This is a genomic window from Psychrobium sp. nBUS_13 (assembly GCF_051201665.1).
Classification (GTDB): Bacteria; Pseudomonadota; Gammaproteobacteria; order Enterobacterales; family Psychrobiaceae; genus Psychrobium.
Map to the genome: position 1 here is coordinate 3,818,271 of NZ_CP179210.1, position 14,839 is coordinate 3,833,109.

General features: G+C 41.4%; 15 protein-coding genes. 6 read left to right on the plus strand and 9 right to left on the minus strand.

The features are described 5' to 3' along the window. Positions 1–85: 85 nt before the first annotated feature. The 4 genes from azu (at position 86) to ACMAZF_RS17705 (ending at position 3,157) form a co-directional block, all read left to right on the plus strand. Positions 86–529: an azurin gene (gene azu / locus ACMAZF_RS17690; RefSeq protein WP_435275043.1), complete on the plus strand. Its 444-nt coding sequence runs from the start codon at positions 86–88 to the stop codon at positions 527–529. 378 nt (positions 530–907) lie between these two features. After that, on the plus strand, positions 908–1,375 hold the full coding sequence (locus ACMAZF_RS17695; RefSeq protein WP_435275044.1) for a hypothetical protein: 468 nt from the start codon (positions 908–910) through the stop codon (positions 1,373–1,375). Between the two features lie 234 nt (positions 1,376–1,609). After that, positions 1,610–1,954 carry a hypothetical protein gene (locus ACMAZF_RS17700; protein WP_435275045.1) on the plus strand — a complete coding sequence of 115 codons (345 nt, stop codon included), beginning with the start codon at positions 1,610–1,612 and terminating at the stop codon, positions 1,952–1,954. 105 nt (positions 1,955–2,059) lie between these two features. Next, positions 2,060–3,157: a hypothetical protein gene (locus ACMAZF_RS17705; protein WP_435275046.1), complete on the plus strand. Its 1,098-nt coding sequence runs from the start codon at positions 2,060–2,062 to the stop codon at positions 3,155–3,157. 44 nt (positions 3,158–3,201) lie between these two features. On the opposite strand, the gene ACMAZF_RS17710 is transcribed toward ACMAZF_RS17705, so the two are convergent. The 6 genes from ACMAZF_RS17710 to ACMAZF_RS17735 form a co-directional block, all read right to left on the minus strand. Continuing rightward, positions 3,202–4,500, minus strand: a complete 1,299-nt coding sequence (locus ACMAZF_RS17710; RefSeq protein WP_435275047.1) for an ATP-binding protein — start codon at positions 4,498–4,500, stop codon at positions 3,202–3,204. 2 nt (positions 4,501–4,502) lie between these two features. Beyond that, positions 4,503–5,213 carry a response regulator gene (locus ACMAZF_RS17715; RefSeq protein ID WP_435275048.1) on the minus strand — a complete coding sequence of 237 codons (711 nt, stop codon included), beginning with the start codon at positions 5,211–5,213 and terminating at the stop codon, positions 4,503–4,505. A gap of 17 nt (positions 5,214–5,230) precedes the next feature. Continuing rightward, positions 5,231–5,623 carry a DUF3019 domain-containing protein gene (locus tag ACMAZF_RS17720; protein ID WP_435275049.1) on the minus strand — a complete coding sequence of 131 codons (393 nt, stop codon included), beginning with the start codon at positions 5,621–5,623 and terminating at the stop codon, positions 5,231–5,233. An 8-nt stretch (positions 5,624–5,631) separates the two neighbouring features. Continuing rightward, positions 5,632–6,552 (minus strand): MipA/OmpV family protein, encoded by a 921-nt coding sequence (locus ACMAZF_RS17725; RefSeq protein WP_435275050.1) that lies wholly within the window; start codon positions 6,550–6,552, stop codon positions 5,632–5,634. A 269-nt stretch (positions 6,553–6,821) separates the two neighbouring features. Continuing rightward, entirely contained in the window at positions 6,822–7,418 is a 597-nt protein-coding gene (locus tag ACMAZF_RS17730; RefSeq protein WP_435275051.1) for a DEAD/DEAH box helicase, read from the minus strand. After that, positions 7,372–11,043, minus strand: a complete 3,672-nt coding sequence (locus ACMAZF_RS17735; protein WP_435275052.1) for a DEAD/DEAH box helicase — start codon at positions 11,041–11,043, stop codon at positions 7,372–7,374. Before ACMAZF_RS17735 ends, ACMAZF_RS17730 begins: the two co-directional genes overlap by 47 nt. 135 nt (positions 11,044–11,178) lie before the next feature. On the opposite strand from ACMAZF_RS17735, the gene ACMAZF_RS17740 reads away from it, so the two are divergent. After that, positions 11,179–11,781: a hypothetical protein gene (locus ACMAZF_RS17740; protein ID WP_435275053.1), complete on the plus strand. Its 603-nt coding sequence runs from the start codon at positions 11,179–11,181 to the stop codon at positions 11,779–11,781. Here the strand turns inward: ACMAZF_RS17740 and ACMAZF_RS17745 are convergent. Beyond that, complete coding sequence (locus tag ACMAZF_RS17745; RefSeq protein WP_435275054.1) at positions 11,778–12,182, minus strand: MerR family transcriptional regulator; 405 nt, start codon at positions 12,180–12,182, stop codon at positions 11,778–11,780. The two genes, ACMAZF_RS17740 and ACMAZF_RS17745, sit on opposite strands and share 4 nt — an antisense overlap. A 72-nt stretch (positions 12,183–12,254) precedes the next feature. Here ACMAZF_RS17745 and ACMAZF_RS17750 point away from each other — a divergent pair, with 72 nt between their 5' ends. Next, positions 12,255–12,869, plus strand: coding sequence for a cation transporter (locus ACMAZF_RS17750; protein ID WP_435275055.1), 615 nt, complete (start codon positions 12,255–12,257; stop codon positions 12,867–12,869). 20 nt (positions 12,870–12,889) lie between these two features. Here ACMAZF_RS17750 and ACMAZF_RS17755 read toward each other — a convergent pair whose 3' ends face one another. Both ACMAZF_RS17755 and tldD read right to left on the minus strand, forming a co-directional pair. After that, a complete protein-coding gene (locus ACMAZF_RS17755; protein ID WP_435277277.1) occupies positions 12,890–13,027 on the minus strand; it encodes a CBS domain-containing protein in 138 nt (45 codons plus the stop codon). Positions 13,028–13,364: 337 nt separating this feature from the next. Then, positions 13,365–14,810, minus strand: a complete 1,446-nt coding sequence (gene tldD, locus ACMAZF_RS17760; RefSeq protein WP_435275056.1) for a metalloprotease TldD — start codon at positions 14,808–14,810, stop codon at positions 13,365–13,367. Between the last annotated feature and the right edge of the window lie 29 nt (positions 14,811–14,839).

Genomic DNA, 14,839 nt, shown 5'->3' on the forward strand with positions numbered 1-14,839 from the left:
TTATGTGCTTTTAAAAAAATAATGGACGATATATCAACAATACAACATAATAATGAGAATTATTTTCAACAAGAGAAAACCAACTATGACTAAATATCTAGTAAGCTTAACTATGCTTGTGCTATCAAATACTGCGTTAGCAGCAAACTGTACCATCGACATTGAGGCCAACGATGCAATGCAATTTAATCAACCGAATCTCACCATTGATTCGAGCTGTAAAAAAGTGACACTGACCTTAAAGCACACTGGTAAACTGCCAGCCAATGCAATGGGTCACAACTGGGTGATGGCTAAATCTGCAGATATGACAGACATTGCTAACACAGGTATGGCCGCAGGTTTAAGTAACAATTATTTACCTAATAACGATAAACGAGTCATTGCTTCGACAAAAATTATTGGTGGCGGACAATCAGACATCATTGAAATTGATACAAGCAAACTTACTAAAGGCGGCGATTATGTATTCTTTTGCTCTTTCCCTGGCCATTGGGCAATCATGAAAGGCAAAGTGTCTGTTATCTAGATAATACGAGTATTAGGCAGTGGCCAATTTAAGTAGCTATTCCCACTGCTTAATCAACTAATGATTGTTCGTTTCAACATGCGCTTTAATATCAGATAAATCAGCCTCTAACATCTTAATCATCGATTTGGTCATGAAAAAACACATTACTTTTGACATTAAGTTCACAAACCATGATTCTGAGGTTCCTGAAAATTCCATCGTTAATTTAGTTGTATCACCTTCAGGAATAATACCAATTGCATTAAATATTTGCCCACTTGTACTTGTTAAAATTAACTAAAATGGCGTTGCTCTCAATCCTAATAGCCAGCTATTAGTCAATCGAGCGCCTTGTTTTAGCTGATTTTCTCTACGCACAACAAGATCACTTACTTAATGCAATTAATGGTATTACTCAAAAAACTGAATGGTCAATGGAAAATCATAAGTAAAACGGCGTCGAGTAAAGCATCTAATCAACACGGTAAACGCATTTTGTTTATTGTTTCTAGCCACAATTTTCATGGCGACTCCAAGATACGAGCAGGAACGAATTTCTCTGAGTTAGTAAACGCTTATGAAGAATTTAAAAAAGCAGGCTATACCGTCGATTTCATGAGTCCTGACGGCGGTGCTATCTCGCTAGCCTATATTGATACCTCAAAGCCTATGCATAAGAAATATGTTTATGACGAGCAGTTTATGAATGCGCTAGAATTCACAAAGTCTCCGTCTGAAATTACCCCTAAAAACTATCGTGCGGTGCATTATGTTGGTGGCAGCAATGCAATGTATACCCATGCCACCTGGAAATGCGTGAATTCAGCAAGTCGAGAAGCGTGCCAAAGACAAGGCATAAAATAGGTGGTGTGGTCATTCCCCACCCATATTTTATAACGACGGATTTGGTCGCTTATCGCCTTGCCCTGCGGGAGTTCGGGTAGAAAGCTATTACGGCGTTATGATTCATAATCAGGGAATAACCATTAATTAAGAATCATGCCTTGTACTAGCGTCCTACCCGAGCTCTGAAACTCGCATTTTCAAGTAGCATGGGTATATGGCGTGCATGACAACGCTAAAATAGCTAAAATAACCATGGAGATTTACGAAAAGTACAACGGTATAGTCTCTTCTGTGTGTCATGGGAGAGCAGGTATTGCAGACTTAAAAACACAAGATGGTAAATATTTGGTATCAGGTAAAAAGATCAGCGGTTATCCAACGGCATTTGAGAATACCAAGGCAAAATACTATAAGAATTTTCCATTCGATATGACACATCGTTTAAAGCAACATGGCGCAGATTTTAAAGTAGGTGCTCAAGGCAAGCCCTTTATGGTGAAAGATGGACGCGTTATTACTGGCCAAAACTATGCGTCTTCAGCAGTCGTCGCCAAGGAAATTATCGCTACGTTAGCTCAATTAGATAGTGATAAGTAATTAATTAGCGCATGTACATTTAGTTACATCGTTTGTTTAATTATTACTCAACAAATCAGAGGCAAGGTCGATAAGTATCTATCGCAAGATATCAAGGAATCGATCATGCCTATTGAACAACTTAGTCAACAATCAAAAACCAACTATTTAGCCCAACAAACTCGTGGGCAACAAGTTATTGAAATTAAAGCTGATGATCCAAGGCATTCAGAAAACCAATCACGCAGTGGCGCTCAGCAAATCGCTTTAGATATCGTAGACTTTACTTCAAAGGCCACATCCACAAGTCAGCCAGTTGATGAAGCAGATACTTATCAACGCCCCCTTTCGCCCCAACTACAACAAAATAAAATACTACTTGAGGCAATATTCGATATCGAAGTCCAAGATGATAACAAAGCGCTTGCCGAAGCTATCAATCAACTATCGTTAGCAGGTTCAAATTCTTCACTTGCCAACATCACAAGTCAAAGACCGATTTCCGTCACTGACATTGAGACCCAAGGGTTTGTGTCCATTCAAGCGTTTGGCCAATCATTTGCGCAAGACTCAGACCTTGTGATTATGGATACCATTACCAATTCACAAACTCTTAATTACTCAACGTCAGGCTTATATAAAATCAATGATCAGGTATTTAATTCATCATTCGAATTATCATTATCTGAAAAGCGTGTGTCGATGACACAGTCTCAAATTCCTGCAATCACACTTAAAGATCCATTGTTAGTCCAATTTGGTCCACGGGCTCTTGGACAGCTCAATGAGCAAAGTAGCGATATTGACATTAATTCTGATGGCGTAATCGATAGTTTACCGATGTTCGACGGTGATGTAGGCTATTTGGTGCATGATAAAAACAATAATGGTAAAGCCGATGACGGCAGTGAACTCTTTGGCCCGCAGTCGGGTAGCGGTTTTACTGACCTAAGCGCCCTAGACAGTAATGGTAATGGCTTTATCGATCGTGAAGACGACGAGTTCTCCGCACTAAAACTTTGGCAAATAGACAGCAATGGTAAAGAGAGCTGGCGCGCTTTAAGCGATACTAATATTGAAGCCATTAGTCTAAATAGCACAGCAACGCCGTTTAATTTCTACGATAAAGATGATGAACTTCAAGCACAGCTAACCCAATCAAGTGTCGCATTAACCGATAAAGGTAAAGCCTATGGTGTCCATCAAGTAGATGTACGTATCTAGGGTTGCCAATGTTAAAAAATTTTTATTGTTTGAAGCCTTTATTTTTAGGAACCGCTATTTTTAGAAAACAGTACGCTAAATTTAGCGCCGCCAAGGTTTTCACTTTGCTCAATAGCTAACGAACCTTGATGCCATTGCAAAACTCTAGTCACGATAGCCAGTCCCATACCATAACCTTTCACAGACTGTTCACTGTCATTACCACGAATAAAAGGCTTGATGATTTGTTGGCGATCATCTTCTGGAATACCAGCGCCATCGTCACTCACCGATAACAAAACACTTTCGTCGATTTGTGAGATGCTAATAATTACCTGTTTTTCACCGTAGTTAAGTGCATTTTGCAGTAAGTTATTCACCAAGATCATCAAATAAGCGGGATCGCCGAACACTTGAATGTCATCATAATCATCAAATTCAATGTGCATGTCATCGACGGATTTAGTCTTAATACAGCTAGCAACAATTGATGTCAGCGACACACTACGCTTTTCAAGATTAATCATGGCTTGGTCGAGGCGTGCGTAATTAAGTAGCGTTTCCACCAGCTCAACCATTTCATCAACATTGTCACTGATACGCTGTTCAAAACGTTGTCGCAACTTAGGATCGTCTTCTTCAGCAAGCGTATCTAACCCAAAACGAATTCTCGCCAGCGGCGTGCGTAAGTCGTGAGATACAGCATTGCTCAGCAGTTTTACATCACTCACTAAGCTCTCTATACGCTGTGCCATATGATTAAATTCAGTCTCTAAATCACGGATATAGGTGACTGAACTTACATTAACCCGTTGCGTCAAATCTCCTTCACCAAAAGCTTTGGCGACTAACCGCAGTTTTAATAAGCGACGTAAAAGCGGATAAAGCCACGCTAGCATTAACATCATCATCAACAGATAAAACACACTGGTTATAATCAATCGCAATGATGAATCAATGGGTTTAGTCATTAGCGGCGGTGCGTCTATCACTAACAATTGTTGGTGGTTATTGAGTAAAAAATAAAGTGATAATCCGACATCGGTTTCTAACATCACCGATTGGCCAGCAATTAGATCTGTCATAAGTGGTTGCGGCAGCGGAAACTTATCGACAGCAATCAACTTCATTTGGTGTGAATCAGCCGTTGGCCATTGCGCAACAAAGTCGTTAGGTTGAGGTAGTTTGTCTAATGTTTGCGCCATATGACTACCCAGTGACTCTAATTCACTCACGGCGTCGTTTGAGGTACGAGTTGACGCAGGCGCTTGAAGGTACTCTGCGACAACATTATCGAACATCCACCCCAAACCGATAGTGGCAATGAGTACAACAGCAATGAGTGAGAATATTAGACGGCGCATAATTACCAGCTATCCTTAGCCAGCAAATAACCTTTGCCCCAAATCGTTTTAATGCGAAAAGGGTTAGCAGAATCATCACCAAGTTTTTTACGCAGCCGCGAAATGCGCAAATCTATTGAACGATCAAAACCATCGTAATCAAATCCTCGAAGATCCGTCACTAATGATTCACGTGACACCACTTCGCCAGCCTGTTTGGCCAGTAACCACAGCACATCAAACTCATTAGATGATAGCTTCACCGGCTCATCATTTAGCATCACACTGCGACTTTCACTATTTACCGTTAAGCCACTTAAGATTACTTCATGACGTGGTGCTTCAATCACGTTATCCGATTGATTCGGCACACTACGGCGCAATGCCAACCGAATACGTGCCAATAAAGCACGGGCGCGAATAGGTTTGGTCATGTAGTCATCAGCCCCCATTTCCAAACCTAACACTTCGTCAATTTCTTCATCACGCGCCGTGATCATGATTATAGGATTAGTAAAATCAGGACGTACAGTTTTACACACATCAAGTCCGTCTATGCCGGGTAACATGCCATCCAATAAGACTAAATCTGGTTGCAACGATCTAATTAACTCCAGGGCGTCGTCGCCACGATGGCAGGTAGTGACTTTAAACTCACGTGCAATTAAATAGTCTTCGACCCACTCGGCTAAAGCGATATCATCTTCAACAAGTAATATGTGTGGTGCGTCCATTGTTATTTTTCGATTCCTTAAAAAAGGCGCCACGATGTACGTGGCTTACCTTTTTTCTTGTAAACCCAAGCTAGCTTTAAAAAGCCCTTTGCCAACGGTGTTTCGTTATTAAATTGACGAATACTAAAAGCAACATTTTTGCTGGTTTTAATGTCAATTTCTGTTTGGCCACCGTGTTGATTTTGCCAACACTGAATTGGCTGCTTCTGCATGGTTGAATGTAAGCAGTAGTGGCCAGTGTCGTGCATGTTCCACGATATTTCTACGGTGATATAGCACGGATTACCTTGTTTCATGGCAACACAGTGCGCTGGCTGAACACTCATTGTTGGTTCAGGTGTTGCAGGTGCTGCAGAAACTGAATTAGCAAACAAATAACTGGTAAAGAGCAGTGTAAATAAAGCTTTCATACTACCCCCTAAAATACGTACGTTAATAAGATGCCAGCACGAGTGCCATCTTCTACGCTGTCATTACGAGCCGCCTTTGTGCGCTCAGACAGTATATTAAAACGTACGAAACTGCCAAATACCCAGTCAGTACTCAATGGATATTCTAAGCCAACTTCTGCTGAATAACTCATACCAGAAAAGTCTTCGTCACCGGTTAATTTATGGGAATAGCTGTCAATGACATCCTTAGAGCGATAATGTGCCCCCACCGCAGTGTATAAGCTCACGTTGCGAACTTGCCATTCCATATTGTAAGAAATAGAGGCTTCAACACCGTCTTCGTCGCCATTATCTGGACTATAAGGTGAAAACATCACTTGCAATTGGCTATCTTCAAAGTAACCCGTTGCCCGAATACCGCCACGTTTACTACGATGTAGGTTTTCAATCCCTTCCAATCCTTCAATGTGGCGTACCGACGTTTCATAAAATAAATCCATCGTCCAAATATCATCATTAAAGAAGTTAAAACCCCATGCTGAAGGTGCATAAAGCCCATGAATTCTACGTGAACTCAGTCCCGGTGATTCGATAAAGAAGCCACCGAGTTGCGCACGAACGCTGATATCAGTTTCAAATTCAGCATCACCATTATCGTGATTCAAAAAGCGGAAGTCGTCACCAAAACTACTAATTGCACTTAGCCCTAAATAAAAGCCATCACGCAAATTATTGTCACCATCATCTTCTTCATCGTCATTACCAAAGCTGATGTTTACATCAAAATTATGATCGTGTTCATCATGGTTATGAGTGTGCTTGTGTTCTTTTTCATGTTCGACAGTAGGCTTTTGTTTTTTTTCAGTATCGTTGTCATTAGCCAATGCAGTAGCCGTCGGCACAGCCATCGCTAAAGCAACCATTGTAGAGAGCAGTAGTCGTTTCATTGTTTTTCCTTGATTCTTATACCAATTGCATTAAATATTTGCCCACTTGTACTTGTTAAAATTAACTAAAATGGCGTTGCTCTCAATCCTAATAGCCAGCTATTAGTCAATCGAGCGCCTTGTTTTAGCTGATTTTCTCTACGCACAACAAGATCACTTACTTAATGCAATTGGTATTATTGTGAACTTTCATCCTAACGACAATGCCTAAGAATTTGCGTATCAGTATTTTTGTAAATGTATCAGTTTGTATCAAGTGTGACACTAGCTCACGACGTCCATGACTCTTGAAGTAATGCCATCATATCTTCCGTTGAAACACGCGCTAAATCATCACTTCCTTCTAACAAACTATTAGCTAAATCACGTTTGTGTTGGTGCAGTTCAAGAATCTTATCTTCAATAGTATTTTTAGCAATAAATCGGTATATCGTGACAGGTCTTGTTTGCCCCATGCGATGCGCGCGATCGCTGGCTTGATCTTCTACCGCAGGGTTCCACCATGGATCCATATGAACTACGTAATCTGCCGCCGTTAAATTAAGTCCTGAGCCACCCGCTTTTAAACTAATTAAAAACACATCGCCGTGCCCTGCTTGAAAATCATTAACCGCTTGTTGTCGCGCTTTATTGGGTGTCGCACCGTCAAGATATTGAAAGCTAATACCATTAGCGATTAAACGCGCTTTCAGCAATTGCAAATGTCCAACGAACTGACTAAATACCAAGCATTTATGATTGTTTTCCTTTAACTCAACCACTAATTTATCAAACGCCTTTAATTTTGAGCTTTCGATAGTGGCTTGCGGCATCACTAAACTAGGATGACAGCACGCACGGCGTAGCTTCATAATTTCTGCCAACATTTTTATATGTTGCTGTCCCGGTTCGAACGTCTTCTTGCGTTAAGTTTTCTATCGCTTGGCGTCTTAGCGCTTCATAGAATGTCACTTCTTGCTCAGAAAGCTCGATGGGAACATTGATTTCAGTGCGTGCAGGCAACTCCTGTAGCACTTGTTGTTTTAAGCGACGCAACATAAAGGGAGCAATAATTTGTCGCAACCCGAAACTAGCCCGGCGTTTAGCAGCTGCTTCACTGTCTTTATTGCTTTCTATAAGCTGTGCAAATCGTTTGTGAAATTGCTTTTGACTGCCCAGTAATCCAGGATTGATGAATCGGAAAATGCTCCACAGTTCGGTAAGATTGTTTTCAATCGGCGTACCTGTTGTCACCATTTTAAAAGCGCCGTTTAGCGCTAACGCTGCTTGTGTTCGCTTAGCCATTGGGTTTTTAAGGGCTTGCGCTTCATCAGCGACTATCGTTTGCCATTGCACACTTGCTAATTTTTCGCCTTCTCGTTGCAGTAAACCATAGCTACAAATCACAAGATCAAAAGCAGTGAGGTTATCCAATACCTGTTGTCGCTTTTCAATATTGCTATCGTGTCCAAAAATATGCACCTTAAGCGTCGGCGCAAACTTGGCGACTTCTTGCTGCCAATTGAAACACACTGACGTTGGTGCTAAGACTAAACTTGGCCCTTGCGGCGCACGAGCCACAATAACCGCCATCGCCTGCAGCGTTTTCCCTAATCCCATGTCATCTGCTAAACAAGCACCTGCTCCCCAGTGAGCTAAGCGCATCGCCCACTCAAAACCATCAACTTGATAATCACGTAGTTGAGCTTGCAGCGTCGTTGGTAACTGAGGTTCAAGTTGTTCGGCTTCTTTTAGCAAGGTTCGCTGGCGCTCCCAAGCATGCAGGGTTTTCATGCGCATGCCTTGAGTTACCTCGTCAATCAACGGGCTAGCAATCGCGTGAAATTTGCCATCAAGGGTCATATTTTCGATTTCTTGCAATCGTTGGGCTAACTCCTTGGTCAGCACTAACACTTGCTGCTCATCGAGTTTAATAAAGCGGGAACCACTTTGTGCTAACAAAGCCATTAGTTGTTTTAGTTCAATCACCTGCTCGTCATTAACGGTCAACTTACCGTCTAGATTGAACCATTCTTTTTGCTTGGTTATCGCAAGCTTCAAATGAGCCATTTCTTGCGGATCGGTTAATGTTAACTTCTTCCCTTTAGGCCATTGCAAAACCAAGCTCAGACCATTGTGGTGCTCTGGATTTTTGACAATCTTTTCTAACGCTTGCAACGTTTCTAACGCTTCATCTAATCGATCGCACAACAAACGTGACTCGATCATTTGCTCAAATAGCGGGACCTGTTGGAAAAGCCCGAATAATTGACGACGCTCCGCATCAAGATTGCGGGTCGTACTTTGGCGCTTTCCACCAATATCTAATGACAGTGTCGGGTTGCCTTGTCCAGGCTCAATGGCAGGGCCATCAGCACCTAACGGCAAAACATGCACTTGATAATTAAGCCCTTCACCTGCCTGTTCAATATTAATGAACAAAGTGGAGTCAGCATCAATTTGAGCAACACTAGTGTTGATCCCTTCAAGATCAGATTGAATATTCAGCATTGGTGCAATGACACTGATGCTTTGCATTACTTTATCTTTTGCCGCAGCAGGAACCATTAATCCACTTTCCCCAACGATCTCCGCTATTTGACGATGTTTATGCTGATAAGTGACTAACTCATAGGATTTATTCGATATTTCCGTTAACGCATAACTGTGTTCACTATCTTCCAGATCACTCGGTAAATTACTCATCGACAATAAGTAACCATCAGTATTTTTAGTAATGAGTAGCTCAGGTTCACGTTCGCCAATGGTCACTGGCGCCGCTAAGTCATCTTCGGTATAGACATTGGTTGCACCAACAGCCGCTTTGAGCGCTTGATAGCCCGTAAGCGCATAATGTTGTTTTCCATAATAACCGCCCGAAAATATGCCTTTAATTTGCTGACATATTCGGTGATCTTGTGGCGTTAAGTACTCAAAGGTTTCTATTTCCTGAGCTAAACGCTTTAAAGTAATGGTACGTCCTTTACTCCAACCAGACTTACCAAGCTTTTGCTCTTTTGCAACTAACTCATTGCCATAGCGGCTTTGCTGCAACAACCAAATTAGACGTTGCTTTTGGTCTTTATGCTTAATTTCAATGGTAGGTTTATCGAGAGCAATAAGCTGCTCTAACGCTAAATCCCAACTTTCTTTACGACGGATTAGTTGACTTAAATCGTGAGATGAAACAACGCTCAATGGCTCAATAGGCAATGCCTGTTGAAATCTTACTAGTAAATCAGCCGCAAGTTTGGCCCATAATATTTCACCATTTTCGCTGAACACCTGACAGCTTTCAGTTAAATGACGTAAAAATATGGCGCTGGGACGTTGATTTGCCCAGGTTAAGCTCAAACAACACACGGTGACGTAAATATGATAAGCGTAATTATCAATATGAGAGTATGGTTCATTTAACTCAAGTTGCTTAGCGCGGCCTGATAACACCATGTTAAAACGATGCAAACAAGCGTAGCTTTGCTGATAAGCGCTTTCATGACGCCGATCTTCTAATTGATTGTCCCATTCCTTTGCAAAAACACTGAGCAGTTCAGGCGCTTGATCGCTACCTTGCTCTAATAGCGCGAACGCATAAAATAGCCCGTGAAGGTCGCCGATATATTGGAGTTTTCTCCGAGATAGTTTATTTTTAGCGGTCAGTGCTTGTTGAAATAATTCAATTGCGTTTGGAGTATCCCCAGCAAGAACAGCCAGAATAGCATTGAGTTGCAATCCGTAGCTTGTCCCCTCTTGGCCCAATAACGCTTTTACTTGCTCTAGATTACATTGATAGAGATATTGCTCCGCCAACAACAATCTAAAATTATCATTTTGTGTTATCAACTTGTCTTTCAATGTCGCTAATAATTCGATGACTTCGCTGCGATCTTTGTTATTTTCACGTAATTTACGTAATAAACTCGCAAAAGCAACATATTGCATTTGAGGCGGCATCGCGAGAAATTCTTGTTGTCTAAATGGATAAAAACATAACTTGATCAACGTATTATTAATTGGCGAATCCACTTGTTGTGGATCTTTATTGAATTCAAATAGCTCACTACACAGCTCAAACTGATTGCGATAGAAACTATCACGAATCATGCGCTGAGTATTACTAACACTTGGTCGTCCCCATGAATAGGCCGACATCATTGGATGTACACGCTCAACAATCTCAGTGATGGCTTCAAATGAACCCTCATTAAGTGATTGGCGAGTGAGTTCGTCTGCTAAATAGGGCGTGAGTAAAATGCCATCTTGGGTCACCGATACTAAGTCTTGCACAACCCACGCATCGCGCACCTCATTGGTATATGCATTGTGTAATTTCATCCGATTAAACACATCACTATGGCTCAACTCTTGAAGAATCTGCCTCAGTTTGGCTTGGCCTAATCGAAGATTTATTACTGCGAGTACTTTTAACACCAATTGCTGGGCTGGTTCGCAGGCATTGTATAGCGCTTTATGTTTATAAATGGCAACGTCAATGTTGGTTAGAAATGACATATAAAACTTCTATTCAGAGGTGTTAATAACAATGGTAACCTGTTTCTTTAAATTTTTCATGATCTTGTCGCAATCTTCAACTGCCGTTCAGTTTCACCAATCTATAGTATTTTCTCGCTCTCAAGGAATGTAATCATGAAGAAACTCCTTTCTATCGTTTGTACTGGTACTTTATTGCTTACTAGCACTGTATTTGCTCAAGATTCTGGCAATGGCCCGTCAGTATTTGTCACTCACGAACTTAATGGCGATAGCAAGATTTCTAGCGCTGGTGTTGCATTCAATTTCAAGCAACAAAATTCAGGATTTGGTGGTGCAATCTTAATGTCTTTAGGGCGTGCAGACATTGTCACGACTAAACTTAATGTTGAAGATTACCTTGCGTGGGAATTAGGCGGACGCATAGGCTATTTTTCTGATATTTCAATTTATGCTGAAGCAGGTGTCGATTTAGGTGAATTATTTGGTCGTGGTCATCTCGATGAAGATCGCTACCACGACCATGATTTTTTCGATGGGGATGATTATCACGATCATTATCATGACCACGACGACTACTATGATCACGACCATCGTTTCGCAAGCGATTCTTTAGATGCTTATGTTGGAATCGGTGGTGGAATAAAATTAGGTCAAGTACAGGTAAACGGGCAAGTTCGTTACCGCCAAATAGACAGCGAAGACTGGAAAGCACTAGATGATGTATATAGCGGGATCACGGTTTCATTTTCATTTTAGTTAAGTGCTTCTAACACTCGGCACTGATATTCATGATCACAATGACAACTCGCCACAATATTCGATAATTCTTGAGCCAGCCCCTGTAGCTGGCTTATTTTTTGTTGTACATCTATCAAGTGTTTCTGTGCAATATCGTGGGCTTCATGCGACGAATGATTACTGCATTCTTGTAAATGAATTAACTGCTTAATTTCTTCTAAACTAAAACCAAGCGCTCTCGAATGACCGATAAATTGTAAACGCTGTAGGTGCTTTTCATTGTAACGGCGCTGATTGCCTAAGCTGCGATACGCTAGTGGCATAATTTCAATTTCTTCATAATAGCGAATAGTCGGGATCTTTATATTCGTCAACTTAGCAAGCTGCCCAATACTAAATACATTCTCAATTTTTTTCATAAAGCCCTTGAACCTCTAGTTACTAGAGGTTTTAAGATACACCTATTAGCACAATTAATCTATGAGGTTTCTATGTCTGGCTGCTGTGATCACAACAGTAATTTTGAAGGGTTAAGTAACGACTATCGCCGCATTTTATGGTGGGTAATCGCTATCAATGCAGGAATGTTTTTGGTGGAAATGTTTGCAGGTATTGGTGGGCAGTCTCAAGCTTTACAAGCCGACGCACTAGACTTTTTAGGAGATAGTTTGACGTATGGATTAAGCCTTTGGGTTATCGGAAAATCGATATCTGTACGCAGTAATGCAGCGCTTTTCAAAGGTTATAGCTTAGTTTTCATGGCGTTGTTAGTGTTTGGCGGCACCATTTATCGATTATTTGTACTTAACGAACCCAACGCCTTAACCATGGGAGCCGTCGCAATTGCTGCGCTCTTCGCCAATTTATTCAGTGTTTGGTTATTGCGAAAATATAAAGACGGCGACGCCAATGTGCGTTCAGTGTGGCTATGCAGCCGCAATGATGCTATTGGTAATGTCGTTATTGTTATCGCAGCCTCAGGGGTGTGGTTTACAAGTTCGGCGTACATTGATTTAGGCGTAGCGGCGTTTTTAGCAGTGCTATTTCTCAACTCAGCATCACAAATTGTAAAACAAGCCCACGCCGAACAAAAGGCGCAGACCTAGCTTACAATATGAAGAAAGTGCTAGTCGCCTAATACAAGTTCACGATAACCGACGAGGCCTAGCACTTCTTCGTTTTCAATTACTGGAGCATAAGCCAATCCGAAGCGCTCAAATAAACGAGCACAATATCTAACGTCCATGTGTGGTGGTAAAGAGATAAATGTCGCTTAACAAAGTGTCCATTCTGGCTGGATCAGATCACTAATATCTATGGCCAAAAAATGAAAAATTAGAAATTAGAAATTAGAAATTAGAAATTAGAAATTAGAAATTAGAAATTTATATTAACTATGCTAAACAATATCCAAAACATTAAAAATTTTGCAAGATTTGACTCGGAAGCCTTAGAGAATCTTCAATTAACCCACTCAAGCTCATTTTCAATTTAAGGCGATAAAAGACGGGAATAGGCCGCGCTGATAATTTTACAATTATTTCAACAGACCCTATTAAAACGTCAATTTTTATTTCTACTTAGATCATTCAATTAAAATGTTACTGCGTGCCGCCAACCGTTAACTCATCAAGCTTAAGGGTTGGTTGACCAACACCTACCGGGACGCTTTGGCCATCTTTGCCACAAACGCCTACGCCAGTATCTAATGACATGTCATTACCTACCATTGAAATTTGCTGCATTGCTTCAGAGCCACTGCCAATCAAGGTAGCACCTTTGATCGCGTCACAAATTTCGCCATTTTTAATGAGATAAGCTTCAGAGGCTGAGAATACAAACTTGCCAGAAGTGATGTCCACTTGGCCGCCGCCAAAATTAGGTGCGTAAATACCCTCTTCTACACTCGCAATGATGTCTTGCGGAGTGCTCTCGCCAGATAACATAAAGGTGTTAGTCATACGTGGCATAGGTAGTGACGCATATGATTCACGACGACCATTACCTGTGCTTTGTGTATCCATTAAGTGAGCGTTATGTTTATCGAACATATAGCCTTTCAAAATACCATCTTCAATAAGGACATTGCGTTTAGCAGGTGTACCTTCATCATCGATATTTAATGAGCCACGACGGTCGCTAATGGTGCCATCGTCAATAATGGTACATAACTCTGATGCAACTTTTTCACCGATTTTTCCGCTAAATGCTGAAGAGCCTTTACGATTGAAGTCACCTTCTAAACCATGACCAACGGCTTCATGTAATAATACTGCTGGCCAGCCATTACCTAAGACCACAGGCATTAAGCCTGCTGGCGCGTCGATAGCACTTAAATTAACTAATGCTTGGCGTACTGCTTCTTTGGCATAGCTCTCATAGATAACTTCGCCATTGTGCTTTTGTAGGAAATAACGGTAATCGCTGCGACCGCCACCACCTGCTGAGCCACGCTCACGTTTTCCGTTATCATCCACAATGACGCTACAGTTTAAACGCACTAACGGACGAATATCAGTGGCTAATGTGCCGTCAGTGGCGGCAACTAATACTTCTTCATAAACACCTGAGATACTGGCAACCACTTGCGTCACGCGAGGATCTTGTGCGCGAGCATGAGTATCTAAGGCACGTAAAATATCAAGCTTTTCGGTTTCACTCATTAACATTAATGGATTAAGCGATTGATAAGTTTCAACTTTCGGTGATTTTTTCCATGCATTGACAGTCAGATTCTCGCCCGCTTGGGCAATACCACGTGCTGCAACTACACTTTGGTTGATTGATTGATCGTTAATTTCGTCAGCGTAGGCGAAACCTGTTTTTTCGCCGCTGATCGCACGAACACCAACACCACGTTCGATGTTGAAGCTACCTTCTTTGATGATGCCGTCTTCTAACACCCAAGACTCATGATGCGATGCTTGAAAATACAAATCAGCGAAATCTACGCGATGTTTTGCAAGATTGTTAAGGTGATGATGTAGGTTATCAACTGTTAACCCAGCTGGGGTTAATAACGACTCGCTGACTGTTTTAAAGCTCATAGATTTCTCATTGTATTGGCAATACGCCA

Coding starts and splice junctions, on each gene's coding strand:
- azu (WP_435275043.1), top strand. CDS start 86: ATGACTAAATATCTAGTAAGCTTAACTATGCTTGTGCTATCAAATACT.
- ACMAZF_RS17695 (WP_435275044.1), top strand. CDS start 908: ATGCAATTAATGGTATTACTCAAAAAACTGAATGGTCAATGGAAAATC.
- ACMAZF_RS17700 (WP_435275045.1), top strand. CDS start 1,610: ATGGAGATTTACGAAAAGTACAACGGTATAGTCTCTTCTGTGTGTCAT.
- ACMAZF_RS17705 (WP_435275046.1), top strand. CDS start 2,060: ATGCCTATTGAACAACTTAGTCAACAATCAAAAACCAACTATTTAGCC.
- ACMAZF_RS17710 (WP_435275047.1), bottom strand. CDS start 4,500: ATGCGCCGTCTAATATTCTCACTCATTGCTGTTGTACTCATTGCCACT.
- ACMAZF_RS17715 (WP_435275048.1), bottom strand. CDS start 5,213: ATGGACGCACCACACATATTACTTGTTGAAGATGATATCGCTTTAGCC.
- ACMAZF_RS17720 (WP_435275049.1), bottom strand. CDS start 5,623: ATGAAAGCTTTATTTACACTGCTCTTTACCAGTTATTTGTTTGCTAAT.
- ACMAZF_RS17725 (WP_435275050.1), bottom strand. CDS start 6,552: ATGAAACGACTACTGCTCTCTACAATGGTTGCTTTAGCGATGGCTGTG.
- ACMAZF_RS17730 (WP_435275051.1), bottom strand. CDS start 7,418: ATGTTGGCAGAAATTATGAAGCTACGCCGTGCGTGCTGTCATCCTAGT.
- ACMAZF_RS17735 (WP_435275052.1), bottom strand. CDS start 11,043: ATGTCATTTCTAACCAACATTGACGTTGCCATTTATAAACATAAAGCG.
- ACMAZF_RS17740 (WP_435275053.1), top strand. CDS start 11,179: ATGAAGAAACTCCTTTCTATCGTTTGTACTGGTACTTTATTGCTTACT.
- ACMAZF_RS17745 (WP_435275054.1), bottom strand. CDS start 12,182: ATGAAAAAAATTGAGAATGTATTTAGTATTGGGCAGCTTGCTAAGTTG.
- ACMAZF_RS17750 (WP_435275055.1), top strand. CDS start 12,255: ATGTCTGGCTGCTGTGATCACAACAGTAATTTTGAAGGGTTAAGTAAC.
- tldD (WP_435275056.1), bottom strand. CDS start 14,810: ATGAGCTTTAAAACAGTCAGCGAGTCGTTATTAACCCCAGCTGGGTTA.